The following is a 13181-nucleotide window of genomic DNA, read 5'->3' as shown; positions in this document are numbered from 1 at the left end:
TTAAAAAACCCGCGTCTTTTTTTACGCCTGCAGCATGGGCTGCAGGACACTATGGCGCTGCCGGTCGGGGAATCAGTCGTTGGTGATGGTGGTGCGGCTTGCCGTGACTGAAACCGACACCGAAACGCTGGTCGTGGTGGTGGTGTTGGAGCTGCCGTCAGCCGGAGCAGAACCGTCGTCGGTCGTCGGATTCTTCAGCGACGCAACGAAATCGGCGATGCCCTTCTTCAGGATTTCATAGGTCTTGTCGATATTGCTGGCGATGTCGCCGTTGAGGACCTTGAGGCTGGACAGAATGCCGCGCGCTTCATCGAAGCCCTGGTCGACACCCTTCTGGATGAGGCTCATGAACTTGTCGATGTTGCCGTCTCGCTTGGTGTTGTCGGTGCCATCGGCGCCGTCGGTACCCTCGGTGCCGTCAGCGCTGCTGCTGGTCGGGCTGTTCTGGCTGAACAGCCCAAAAGCGCTCTTGATGAACGACAGGATGCGGTCGGCGGTAGCTTCCGGGCTGTTGTCCTGCGAGGCGGCGTTCTGGATGGCGTTGTCGCCAAGTTCCGGTTTCAGGATCTCGTTGAGATTTTCGATCGCCGACTTGTAGACCAGCGACAGCGGATCGTTCTGCGACGACAGCGAGACTTCCAGCGACGATTGCAGGATGGCTGCATTCAGCTGTTGCTTGGCGATGGCCGGCGTCAGTTTGATATCTGACGCGCCGGACGCGCCTTCCGTCTTGGCGGCGTCGTCGGTGGCGGCGGCATCGTTGGTCGCCGGCAGGCTGGTGGCCGGTGTGTTGGCGTTAATCGTGTTGGTGCTGATAGACATGGCAGGTCTCCTGTACAAGGACCGCACGCAAGAAGGAGGGGAAATGGCAGTCCATCCTCAACTTACGGCATGCTGACGGAAATCTGAAGGTCGCAATCCCAACTTCATTTGTAAGAATTTATGAACAGAATCGAGACAATACGTATCGTTTTCACTGAAATTGAGACGATCATTGTTTTTGGGAAATACTGTCCTGCAGCTATCGTGCGCCTCACCCCATGAGGCCGATGATCCTGTCACTCAAATCGCTTGCGGCGAAATTATCTAAGGCTGGATGACGCCGGTCTTATCTATTGTCGTCACGTCGACATAGGTCGAGCCCTGATGGCTGGACGGCGAAAAATTGATTTGGTAGCCGGCGTGGTCATAGGTTTTGTTGTTGACTGTTTCCAGCGCGACAATCAATTTCTCGTGCGTCAGTCCGTGGCTGGCGCGGCTCAGGCCTTCGGCCAGCACTTTGGCTGCGATATATCCTTCGAGCCCAAGGTAACTGAATTGCGTCACCCTGGCGGTGCGCATAGCCTTCTGGTATTCGTGCACGATGGGCGTGCGCGCTTTCCAGGGATGCGGCACGATTTGCGAAATGATCAGGCCGCTGGCCGCTTCTTCGAGATCGCTGGTCAACAGCGGGCTGCACACCAGCGAGGCGCAATAGAAGTAACCGAGATAGCCTTTGGCGCGCAGGCTTCGTATCAAAGCGCTGTTGACGTTTTGAGAAATGCTCATGATCAGCACAACGTCGGGCCGGCTTTCCAAAAGCTTGTCGGCGATCTTGGCTACATTTTGTCCCATGATGCTTTCCGAGGCGACCAGCTGTGCGTTTGCATTACTGATTTTGGCTTTCATCATGGCGTTGTGCGGCAGTCCCGTAGCGTCATTGAAGATCGCCAGCCGTTTCAGTCCCATCTGCGTAAAGCGCGAAAACAGGTAGTCGTATTCATTGGCATAGCTCGCGCGTATCGTGAAGACATGCCGGTTGAACGCGGCGTACACAATCCAGGATCCCGTCACGGGGGCGAAATACGGCACCTTGCGTTCGTTGATCAGCGGCAATACGGCGACGGTGGTTTGCGCGCCGATATAGCCGAACAGCGCGATGGCCTTGTGTTCGTCGAGCAGGTCCTGGGTATTCTTGAGCGCCAGGGTGGGGTCGTTCTGGTCATCCAGCGTCATCAACCTGACCCGGCGGCCCGTTATCCCGCCGCGGCTGTTGAGTTGGGCGAAGTAGACGTTTGCGCCGGTGATGAACTGGCGCGTGAGCTTGGCGTAGGGGCCGCTCAGATCAGCAGACTGGCCGACGACGATGTCGTTGTTGCCGGCAGGTTCGGTGGGATTGAATTGTCCATGGGCATGGCAACACAAAGAAAAGAGGGCCGGCGCGACGATGTGCCGCACGGAAAGGAAGGGTATTCGCATGGTCTCGACACCTCCACCGGTTGTTGGCCGTGGAGATGGTTTTGTCGTGCTATTCAGAGTAGCAACGATGAACGAGGAGGCAATGCATTTATGCGAATTGGGCCCACAAACCGGCTGAATCTTGACGATATACGAACCGCGTCAGAATTTTTTTCTACAGTTCTTCCACCATGAACAAGCGCCGGTGTTCGCGCATGGCGTAACGGTCAGTCATGCCGGCAATGTAGTCCGACACCTGGCGCGCCTGGCGGCGCATCCCTTCCTCATCCTGCCCTGCGACCACGTAGTCGGGCGGCAGCAAAGTCGGTTGCGACAGGAACGCCTGGAACAATTCGGCGATGATGCGGCGCGCCTTGGCGGTCATGCGGTTGACCTGGTAGTGGCGATACAGGTTCTGGCGGAGGAAGCGCTTGAGCACTGCGGCCTCTTGCTGCATCGGTTCGGAAAAGGCGATCAGCGGCGCGGCATTGCGCACGTCTTCGATGCTGCGCGGCGCAACGGCGGCGATATTCTCCTGCGAGGTCTGGATCAGATCGACGATCAGGGTATTGATCATGCGGCGCACGGTTTCATTGATGGCGCGGCGGCCGGTGATGCCCGGATAGGCTGATTCCGCTTCGCGTTGATGGCGCGCGAAGAAATCCACCTCGCCCAGTTGCGCAATCGTCAGCAGGCCGGAACGCAGGCCGTCGTCGATGTCGTGGTTGTTATAGGCGATCTCATCGGCCAGGTTGGCCAGCTGTGCTTCCAGGCTCGGTTGCTTCTTGTCGATGAAGCGCTGGCCGATGGCGCCGAGCTGGCGAGCGTTGGCCGGCGAGCAATGCTTGAGGATGCCTTCGCGCGTTTCGAACATCAGGTTGAGGCCATCGAAGGCGCCATAGTGCTGTTCGAGGTCGTCGACCACGCGCAGGCTTTGCAAGTTGTGCTCGAAGCCGCCGAAGTCCTTCATGCAGCTATTGAGTTCGTCCTGGCCGGCGTGGCCGAAGGGCGTGTGGCCGAGGTCGTGCGCCAGCGAGATGGCTTCCACCAGGTCTTCGTTCAGACGCAGGTTGCGTGCGCAGGAGCGCGCGATCTGGGCGACTTCGATGCTGTGGGTCAGGCGCGTGCGGAACAGGTCGCCTTCATGATTGACGAAGACCTGGGTCTTGTATTCGAGGCGGCGGAACGCGGTGGAATGGATGATGCGGTCGCGGTCGCGCTGATATTCGGTGCGCGATCCGGGCGCAGGTTCGGAGAAGCGCCGCCCTGTCGATGTTGCTGCGTGTGCGGCATAAGGTGCAAGGTGGAGCGGCGCGTCTTGGGTCATGTCAGGAACTCATTCAGGTGCTTCAATGCAGGCTCTTCAATCGACGGCGACGCAATGATGTTCTGCAGCCGTCGTCGTCAGCTTCGGGTTTGTACGCAGGCCGCCAGCGTCTGCAGCAGGAGTTCCTGCGGCACGTTGGTGATCAGCGGCTGGCCCAGCGGCTTGATCAAAATGAACTTGATCGCGCCGCCTTCGTTTTTCTTGTCCACTTCCATCAGTTCCAGCCAGCGTTGCGTGCCCAGGTCGGGCGCCGTCACCGGCAGGCCGGCGGCTTTCACCAGTGCGGTCAGGCGGTCCTTCGAGGCGGCGTCGATGTAGCCGAGGCGATGCGACAGATCGGCCGCCATCGCCATGCCGCAACCGACTGCTTCGCCGTGCAGCCATTGGCCGTAGCCGAGGCCGTTTTCGATGGCGTGGCCGAAGGTGTGGCCGAAGTTGAGGATGGCGCGCAGGCCGCCTTCGCGTTCGTCCTGGCGCACCACGTCGGCCTTGATTTCGCAGGAGCGCTGGATCGAGTAGGCCAGCGCGGCATTGTCCTTGGCCACCAGCTTGCCGATGTTGGCTTCGATCCAGTCGAAGAAGGCGGCGTCGATGATGGCGCCGTGCTTGATCACTTCGGCCAGGCCGGCCGCCAGTTCGCGCGGCGGCAGCGTATGCAGCGTGGCGGTGTCGGCGATCACGGCTTGCGGCTGGTAGAACGCGCCGATCATGTTCTTGCCGAGCGGATGGTTGATGCCGGTCTTGCCGCCCACCGACGAATCGACCTGCGACAGCAGCGTGGTCGGGATCTGCACGAACGGTACGCCGCGCATGTACGAGGCTGCGGCGAAGCCGGTAAGGTCGCCGATGACGCCGCCGCCGAGTGCGACCAGCGTGGTCTTGCGATCGCATTTTTCGGCGAGCAGGACATCGAACACTTTCATCAGGCTGACCCAGGTTTTTTGTTCTTCACCGTCGGGCAGCACGATTTCGGTGACCTGCTTGCCGGCGTCTTCGAGCAGCTTGCGCACGCGCGGAAGATACAGCGGACCGACCTTGTCGTTGGTGACGACCGCGACGCGCTTGCCGGCGACGTGGCGCGTCAACAATTCGGGGTTCGACAGCAGATCGTGGCCGATGGTGATCGGGTAGCTGCGCTCTCCCAATTCGACTTGCAGGGCAACGGGGGCGAAGGTGGATGCGGTCATGGCAGGTTCGGCGTAGGCGGCTGGTTGTGCGGAGGAGGTCGCCGGCGCAGAGGCGGCATCGGCAGTCTGTTTGGGTGTCAATTCGAGCTGGCTCAGGATCGCCTGCACCAGGAACTGCACGTTGGGGCGGCCGGTCTCGATGACGAAATCGGCCACTTCGCGGTAATACGGATCGCGCTGGCGCGACAGTTCTTCGAGCTTGCGGCGCGGATCGGCGGTTTGCAGCAGCGGGCGGTTCTTGTCGCGGCCGGTGCGTTGCAGGATCTGGTTGATGCCGGCGCGCAGATAAATCACGGTGCCGCGCTGCTTCAGGTAGGCGCGCGTTTCTGCGCGCAGGATGGCGCCGCCGCCGGTGGCCAGGACGATGTCCTGCTGGGCGCTCAGTTCGCGGATGACGTCGGCCTCGCGCTTGCGAAAACTTTCCTCGCCTTCGATTTCAAAAATCACGGGAATGGTTGTGCCGGTGCGCGACTCGATCTCGTGATCGGAGTCGACGAAGCGCTTGTTCAGTTTTTTCGCCAGGGCGCGCCCTATCGTTGTCTTGCCGGCGCCCATCAGGCCGACAAGAAAAATGCTTCCACTCATATACGATTTTTCACTGCGGGATTGTCCGGATAGCTGGTCGCTGGAAGGCCTGCCTTGCGCAACCAGCTGCAACAGGCGATTTTACCGTCTGTTACGCGGTTGTCGGGGAAATATCGGGAAAAACATGCTTTTTGATCCCTTTTGAGTCCGCTACCGCAAGAAATTGCGGTCGGCGACGATTTTGGGCGTGAGGAAAATCAGCAGTTCCGTCTTGTGATCGATGCGGGCGCTATGTCGGAACAGATTGCCCAGCACCGGGATGTCGCCCAGCAACGGCACCTTGGAAACGGTGTTCGATTCGGTCTGCGTGTAGATGCCGCCGATCACCACGGTGCCGCCGTTTTCCACCTGAACCAGCGTCTTGACGTGTTTGGTGTTGATTGCCAATCCGCCCGGCGTGGCGGTGCCGCGGCTGTCCTTGTTGATGTCGACGCTGAGGATGACGTTGCCGTCGGGTGTGATCTGCGGCGTCACCTCAAGTTTGAGGTTGGCCTTCTTGAATGCGGTCGAGGTGGCGCCGCTGCTGGTGGCTTGCTGGTAGGGAATTTCTTCGCCCTGTTCGATCAATGCCGGTTGCTGGTCGGCGGTGACCACGCGCGGACTGGAGACGATCTTGCCTTTGCCGTCGGCTTCCAGCGCCGACAGTTCGAGCGTGAGGAAGCGGTTGGCGGCGGCATTGAACAGGCTCAGCGCGAAACTGCCCGCCGCTGCACCGCCGATCCCTTGCGCCGGCAGATTGACGGCGTGGTTGGCGCTGTATGAATTGGCCACCGCCGGGGTCAGGCCGGCTACCTCGCCGGCCTGGTTGTAGCTGCTGCCGGCGGCGATGCCGTTGGCCTTGGCGGAAAATCCCAGGCGCGCGCCGAGGTTGCGGCTGAAGCTGTCGTCGGCTTCGACAATGCGTGCTTCGATCAGCACCTGGCGCGAGGCGACGTCGATCTTTTCCAGCAGTTTGCGAATGTTGTCGAGCACCGATGGCGTGTCGGTCACGAACAACTGGTTGGTGCGTTGATCGACCACCGCGCTGCCGCGGCGCGACAGTAGCGTGGGACGGCGTTCGCTGGCCGTACTGATGCCGGCGGCAACGTCTTCGCCGAATATTTTGCGGAAAGCTTCGGCCTTCTGGTAGTTGAGCTGGAACACTTCGGCGCGCAGCGGCTCCAGCTCGGCGATCTGGGCGCGCTGTTCCAGTTCGAGCCGCTCGCGCGTCAGCAGTTCTTCGCGCGGCGCCACCCACATGACGTTGCCGTTGCGACGCATGTCCAACCCGCGCGCCTGCAGCACGATATCCAGCGCCTGATCCCACGGCACCTCCTTCAGGCGCAGCGTCAGTGCACCGCCGACGCCGTCGCTGGCGATGATGTTGATGCCGGTGAAATCGGCCAGCACCTGCAGGATGGCGCGTACTTCGATGTTCTGGAATTGCAGCGACAGCTTGTCGCCGCGATAGGGTTGCTGGCGTTGCGCCGCCCGTTTTTCTGCGTCGGCCGGGTTGCGCACTTCAATCACCAGTTGCGCCTCCTTCTGGTAGGCGTGGTACTCCGCCAGCGCCTCGGTGTCGATCAGCAGCCGCACATCAGTGCCGCGGTCGCTGCTGGCGATGGTCTTGACCGGTGTTCCGAAATCGCTGACGTCCAGGCGTCGCGGTGCGCGCGCCGGAACGCCGGCATTGAGAATGTCGGCGACGATCTGTCGGCCTTGCTGGCGGATGTCGAGTGCTGTTTCCGGTCCGGGCAGATCGATGATGATGCGGCCTTCGCCTTGTGCGCCGCGACGGAAGTCGATGCTGCCGATAGAGGGCCTGGCGCCGGTCGGAGGGGCCTCATTGCCGGCGCTGGCGGCGCTGGCGGCAATGGTGGTAATGGCGGTAATGGTGGCAATGACGGTGTCGCCTTCGGTACGCACGGAGTAGGGCGGCATGTGCCTGAGGTTGAGGACGACGCGGCTGCGGCCAGCGGACGAGGCGATCGTGACGCCGCGCAAGGCGCCGGAGTTGTTGTCGGCGCCTGGAGTCTGTACATCGGCGCTGTTGTCGGTGTCGGCAAGGTCGATGACGATGCGCGCCGGCGAGGCGGTTGAAAAGTGCACGGGCGAGGTTGCGGGCGGCGTACGCAGCTTGATGCGGACCTCGGTGCGCGCATCGCGTTGCGCGACGTCAATCGCGACGATGGCATTGCGCTGCGCCTGCGCATGTACATGTATATGTGCGCCGCTGCCTGCCAGCAAACAGAACATCGTCAGCAGCGCCAGCCGACGGATCGAATGCGTCATTTTCCGCGTCCTTGCAGTTCCAGTGTGGTCATGCGCTTTTCCCAGTCGCCGTTGTTGCGGATCAGTTCCTCCAGTTCGACGCGCTCCGCCGCGACGCGGCCCCCGCGACGCGGCGGATGACGCCGAAATTCTGTCCCAGGTAATCGCCGGTGCGCGAGGGATGCACAATCTTGTCAACCTGCAGCAAGGCGTCAGTACGGCCATCGCGCGACAGCGTGCCGACCATGCGTATCGATTCCAGCGGGACGTCTTCGAGCGGCTGCTTCGTGCCGCGCTGCCGGGGGCGTTCGCCGGCAGTTGCATCGACAGGAACAAGGGCGGGATGGCCGAATGGCGTCATTGCATTTTCATCGTCTGCGACGGCATACGTGTAAGGAACAAAGTCATTTGCGGGCTGGACCGGCGGCGCGGTTGCGGATGTGTTGCGCCGGATCGTGTCGAGTTGCGCGCGCAGCTGATCCGGCGTCTCGCGTTCGGCGCAACTTGCCAGCAGCAGTGCAAGAAGGAGTGCGGATGACGACGTGCATGCCGATTTTCGGTTCATGATTTTTCTTCTTTGCGGGGAGCCATGCGATAGGCCAGGGCGATCGCTTCCAGCCTTACCTGGCCGGGACGGTCGGCGCTGCTCACGCGCATGTCGCCCAGGATCACGAGATGCGTCATCGCGGCGATGTCGGCGGTAAAGCGGACGACGTCGTGATAATCGCCGCTCAGGCGGATGGCGATCGGCGCCTCGACGTAACCGTGTTTCGTCTCGGTATGCCCCGGTCTTGCGAACTCGAATTGCAGCCGGTTTTGCAGCGCGGCGTCGCCGATGCCGTCCAGCACCAGATCAACGTCGATGAAAGTCTTCAGTTGCTGTTCGAGCGTCTTCACGCGTTGTTCCAGATCCTGAATGCGCCGTGCGGAGTGCGCGAACGCCATGGCCCGGCGATGCTTTTCCGGATAGGTGGATTTCACTGCGGCGTAATCATGTTCGCTGCGTTCCAACGCAGCGATTTCCGGCATCAGATAAAGTTGCCAACCCGTCAGCACGATCGCCACGAACAGCATCAGCAACAAGGCGTTGCGCCACGCGCGCGGCCAGCTTGATGGATGGCTGCCGTTGAGCTCGCGCCACTGCACGATCAGCGCCGTGGCGTTCATTGCGTCGCCCCGGCGAGATGGCCGATGATCACGAAATCATGGAGCCGACCCGGAGCGATCGCTGACGGTGCGGCATTTGTCGGGACTGCGCTCGCGGCACTGCGCGCCTCCTGCAATTCAATCTGCTGGAAGAATTGCGCGCCCTCGGCGTCGCGCAATGCGTCCAGCAATTGCATGACATGCCGATGCGACGGCGCCGATCCGTTGAGCGTAAAGTTGCGTCCTTGCTGGACCAGCGTGGTGAGGAAGACTTGCGGCGGCATGCGCTGTGCAAGTTCGCCCAGCAATTGCGGCGCATCGTTGCGTTGCCGTTGCAGCGTTTCAAGATGGCGCCGCTTGCGTTCAAGTTCGTCGATCTTTTCGTCTTGCTGCCTGCCGAGGCTGATCGCGGCATCAAGCCGCGCGTGTTCGGTGCGCAACAGATTGAGCAATTGCTGCTGTTGTGCGGCTTGACCGGCGATGTGCCATGCCAGGGCCAGAACGACTGCGAGCCCACCGGTGGCCGTCGCAGCCCACAGCAGGTGGAAGCGTCGATGCGCGCCTGCTGCCTGACGGCGCTGCGCCAGAAAGTTGAGGCCGCTCATCGGTCGAAGCGCCGCAAGGCCAGGCCGCATGCCGTTGCGCAAGCGGGGCCGTCCATCGCAATTTGCGCGCGGTCAATGGCGGGCGCCGGCACCATGCCGGCGAAAGGTGTCGCCACGGCGGTGCTGATGGTCGTGCGCTTGTGCACGGCTTCCTCCATGCCGGAAATGGTCGCTCCGGCGCCGGTCAATACGATATGCGACGGCACGCACGATGTCTGCTGCTGCAGCGTCTGCAACACCCCGGCAAGGTGAGCAGCTGCCTGCGCCAGATAACCGGCGAGAACATCGGACTGGTCGCCATCGTATTGCTGCAAGTCGTGCTGCAGTTGCCGGTGGCCGATGTCCAGTTGCCGTTCTCCGACGACGCGGCCGGCGCAACACAGCGACAGGAGTGCTCCGTGCGTCTCGAGGTTCGCCATAGCGAAGACGGAAGAAGCCGGCGCCGCGGGCAGCGTTCTGTTCAGTGCCGCCGCTGCCGCATGGCTTTCGATGTCGGCAACCATGGTCTGCAAACCTAGCGACTCCGCCACGGCGATGCGGTCTTCGACGTCATCCCGGCGTACTGCGGCGATCAGCATATCGAGCTGGTCGGGCGCATTGTGCGTCGGTCCGATGATGCGGAAATCCAGCAAGGCCTGCGCCGGAGGATAAGGCAGCAGGCTTTCGGCATGTCGCTCGGCCAAGGCCGCACGCTGTGCCTGGCTGCTGTGCGCGGGGATGGCGACTATTTGCGTGAGCGCGCGCGAGGAGGGGATCGCGATGGCGACTTGCCTGGCCTGCGATCCGCTTTTTCCCCACAGACGCGACACGGCTTCCATGACCTGACGCAGATTGCCGATGCCTTCATCGCCGATGGCGCCGTCGGGCAGTGCTTCACGCGTGCAGCATGCGAGTTGCGCGGTCTGTATGCGGCTTCCGGAGAATTCGACCATCCTGACCTCGGACCGGCCGATATCCAGGCCGGCCATTGGAGGAACATCGCGGGACAGGACGCGGAAAAAGGCGGGGGAAAAGAATCGGGCGAGCTTGGACAAGATTGCATTTCGGAAACAGGTATTCGCATGGCGCAGTTGCGAACTACCCCGGCCGGGCAACTGAGAATGGTTGTTGTTAAGACAACATGCGGCATCCTAGCAACAACATTTGTTGTCTGTAAAGCAATTTTCGGGGCGGCATCACATCAGGCTTAAAACGGCCCGTGCGAAACTTCCCCGCGCAAACGGTTTCAGAGCAACGATTCCACGGCGGCGGGAATTTCGTGCGCACGCGCCGACGCCGGGGTTCAGTCCGTTTCCGGAGAATTGCCGGATTTCACCTTCCCGCAAGTCGTTATAATGCGGGGATTGTCTTTCTCACCAGTCTCACACGCATGACCACCCCAGAAAACAACGGCAAAGCGCCAGCTTCGCAACCCGCTGACGCAACACCGAATCCTGCGAGTGCTTCCGCACCTGCAGCTACTGCCGCCTCCGCTCCCGTCAAGAAAGTCAGAAAGCGCCTGCACCCTGTCCTGCGCGTGCTGCTGGGCGGCATCGGTGTGCTGGTGGCGCTGGTGCTGATGGCGGTGCTGGTGCTGGGGTTTGTCGTCACGCTGGCGTATCCCAAGCTGCCTGACCTCGACACGCTGACCGACTATCGCCCCAAGATTCCGCTGCGCGTGTTCTCCGCAGATGGCGTGCTGATCGGCGAGTTCGGCGAAGAGCGCCGCAACCTGGTGCACATCAAGGACATCCCCGACATAATGAAGAAGGCGGTGCTGGCGATTGAAGACGATCGCTTCTACGAGCACGGCGGTGTCGACTATCAAGGCATCGTGCGGGCATCGGTCGCCAATCTGTCGGGCGGCGGCGGCGGCGCCAGCACCATCACGCAGCAGGTGGCGCGCAATTTCTTCCTGACCAGCAATGAGCCGACTTTCCTGCAAAAGGCCTCGCGCAAATTCCTCTACGAAATTCCGCTGGCCTGGAAAATCGAACGCAACCTGACCAAGGACCAGATCCTTGAGGTCTACATGAACCAGATTTATCTGGGGCAGCGCGCTTACGGTTTCTCTTCGGCGGCGCAGATCTACTTCGGCAAGCAGCTCAAGGAGCTGACCATTGCCGAATCCGCCATGCTGGCCGGTTTGCCGAAGGCGCCGTCGGCCTACAATCCGGTGGTCAATCCGAAACGCGCCCATGCGCGCCAGCAATACATCTTGCTGCGCATGCGCCAGCTGGGCTACATCACCGACGCGCAATACACCCAGGCCAAGGATGAGGAACTGAAGGTCAAGACCGACAGCACCGCCTTCGGCGTGCATGCGGAATACGTCTCGGAAATGGCGCGCCAGCTGGTCTACGCGCAGTTCAAGGACGACACTTACACACGCGGCCTGAACGTTTTCACCACCATCACCAAGGCCGACCAGGACGCCGCCTACCTGGCGCTGCGCCGCGGCATCATCGACTACGAACGCCGGCATGGCTACCGCGGTCCGGAAGGCTACATGGAGATCCCGACCGCGTCGAAGGAAGAAGCCGACGACGCCATCGAATCCGAACTGGCCGACCATCCCGACAGCGACGACCTGATCGCCGCCGTCGTGCTGGAAGCCACCACCAAGGAAATCACCGCCGTGCTGGCGACCGGCGACGAGATCAAGATTTCCGGCGCCGGTCTCGGCTTTGCCGGCAACCTGCTCAGCGAAAAAGCGCCGCCGCAGAAAAAGATCAAGCGCGGCGCCATCATCCGCGTGTTCCAGGACGGCAAGAACTGGATCGTCACGCAAATGCCCGAAGTCGAATCGGCATTCATCTCGCTCGATCCCAACGACGGTTCGATCCGTTCTCTGGTGGGCGGCTTCGACTTCAACCGCAACAAGTTCAATCACGTGATCCAGGCGTGGCGTCAGCCGGGCTCGTCGTTCAAGCCGTTCATCTATTCGTCTTCACTGGAAAAAGGTTTGTCGCCGGCCACCATCATCAACGATGCGCCGCTGACGTTCACCCAGACCGGCGGCCAGGTGTGGCAGCCGAAGAACTACGGCGGCAAGTTCGAAGGTCCGATCTCGATGCGCCGCGCGCTGCAGAAGTCGATCAACCTGGTGTCGATCCGCATCCTCGAACGCGTCGGCGTCAAGTATGCGCAGGAGTACATCACGCGCTTCGGTTTCGACGCCGACAAGAACCCGCCTTACCTGACGCTGGCGCTGGGTGCCGGCGCCGTGACCCCGCTGCAGATGGTGGGCGCCTATTCGGTGTTCGCCAACGGCGGCTACAAGATCAATCCTTACCTGATCTCGAAGATCACCGACAACAACGGCAACACCTTGTCCGAAGCGCATCCGGCCCGTTCCGGCGATGAAGCCAACCGTGTCATCGACCCGCGCAACGCCTTCGTGATGGACAGCATGCTGCGCGACGTCGTGCGCCATGGCACCGCCGTCAAGGCGCTCTCGCTCAAGCGCACCGACCTGGCCGGCAAGACCGGCACCACCAACGATTCGATGGACGCCTGGTTCGCCGGTTATCAACCGAACCTGGTCGGCATCGCGTGGATGGGCTACGACCAGCCGAAGAGCCTGGGCGACCGCGAAACCGGCGGCGGCCTGGCGTTGCCGATCTGGATCAGCTACATGCAGAAGGCGCTCAAGGATGTGCCGATGGTTGACCGTACGGTGCCGGGCGGTCTGATCGAATCAGGCGGCGAATACTATTATTCGGAATATCCGCCGAGCGCCAGCGTGCGCGATCTGGGCCTGGGCGAGCATGGTGCGGCAGCGTCGCCGGAAGAAGAAAAAGCCAAGAACCAGATGAAGAACGAATTGTTCTGACGGCCGCCATATCGGCAATTCGACAGTGCAAAAAAAACGGCAGGGGCGAC

Annotated in this window: 10 protein-coding genes; 1 reads left to right on the top strand and 9 read right to left on the bottom strand. The window is 61.5% G+C overall.

Annotated elements, in window-relative coordinates:
• Positions 1 to 72 precede the first annotated feature (72 nt).
• From HLUSI_RS0114985 to pilM, 9 genes are all read right to left on the bottom strand, one after another.
• Complete coding sequence (locus HLUSI_RS0114985) at positions 73 to 822, bottom strand: DUF5610 domain-containing protein (RefSeq protein WP_016834762.1); 750 nt, start codon at positions 820 to 822, stop codon at positions 73 to 75.
• 264 nt (positions 823 to 1086) lie between these two features.
• The gene (locus tag HLUSI_RS0114980) at positions 1087 to 2217 is read right to left on the bottom strand and encodes an ABC transporter substrate-binding protein (RefSeq protein ID WP_016834761.1); all 1131 of its coding nucleotides are present in this window, start codon (positions 2215 to 2217) and stop codon (positions 1087 to 1089) included.
• 175 nt (positions 2218 to 2392) lie between these two features.
• Positions 2393 to 3544, bottom strand: a complete 1152-nt coding sequence (locus HLUSI_RS0114975) for a deoxyguanosinetriphosphate triphosphohydrolase (RefSeq protein ID WP_016834760.1) — start codon at positions 3542 to 3544, stop codon at positions 2393 to 2395.
• Positions 3545 to 3621: 77 nt separating this feature from the next.
• On the bottom strand, positions 3622 to 5316 hold the full coding sequence (gene aroKB / locus HLUSI_RS0114970) for a bifunctional shikimate kinase/3-dehydroquinate synthase AroKB (protein ID WP_029363555.1): 1695 nt from the start codon (positions 5314 to 5316) through the stop codon (positions 3622 to 3624).
• A gap of 150 nt (positions 5317 to 5466) precedes the next feature.
• Entirely contained in the window at positions 5467 to 7587 is a 2121-nt protein-coding gene (pilQ, locus tag HLUSI_RS0114965; RefSeq protein ID WP_016834758.1) for a type IV pilus secretin PilQ, read from the bottom strand.
• 61 nt (positions 7588 to 7648) lie between these two features.
• Positions 7649 to 8131, bottom strand: a complete 483-nt coding sequence (locus HLUSI_RS0114960) for a pilus assembly protein PilP (protein WP_016834757.1) — start codon at positions 8129 to 8131, stop codon at positions 7649 to 7651.
• A complete protein-coding gene (locus HLUSI_RS0114955; RefSeq protein ID WP_016834756.1) occupies positions 8128 to 8733 on the bottom strand; it encodes a type IV pilus inner membrane component PilO in 606 nt (201 codons plus the stop codon). Before HLUSI_RS0114955 ends, HLUSI_RS0114960 begins: the two co-directional genes overlap by 4 nt.
• Positions 8730 to 9317 carry a PilN domain-containing protein gene (locus tag HLUSI_RS0114950; RefSeq protein ID WP_016834755.1) on the bottom strand — a complete coding sequence of 196 codons (588 nt, stop codon included), beginning with the start codon at positions 9315 to 9317 and terminating at the stop codon, positions 8730 to 8732. Before HLUSI_RS0114950 ends, HLUSI_RS0114955 begins: the two co-directional genes overlap by 4 nt.
• On the bottom strand, positions 9314 to 10285 hold the full coding sequence (gene pilM, locus HLUSI_RS0114945; RefSeq protein WP_016834754.1) for a type IV pilus assembly protein PilM: 972 nt from the start codon (positions 10283 to 10285) through the stop codon (positions 9314 to 9316). The genes HLUSI_RS0114950 and pilM overlap by 4 nt, the downstream gene beginning before the upstream one ends.
• Positions 10286 to 10815: 530 nt before the next feature.
• Between pilM and HLUSI_RS0114940 the strand changes: the two genes are divergently transcribed.
• On the top strand, positions 10816 to 13131 hold the full coding sequence (locus HLUSI_RS0114940) for a penicillin-binding protein 1A (protein WP_029363554.1): 2316 nt from the start codon (positions 10816 to 10818) through the stop codon (positions 13129 to 13131).
• The last annotated feature ends 50 nt before the right edge of the window (positions 13132 to 13181 follow it).

Source organism: Herbaspirillum lusitanum P6-12, assembly GCF_000256565.1.
Classification (GTDB): Bacteria; Pseudomonadota; Gammaproteobacteria; order Burkholderiales; family Burkholderiaceae_D; genus Herbaspirillum; species Herbaspirillum lusitanum.
Note: the sequence above shows the minus strand (reverse complement) of the source record. Positions and strands in the feature narration are given on the sequence as shown.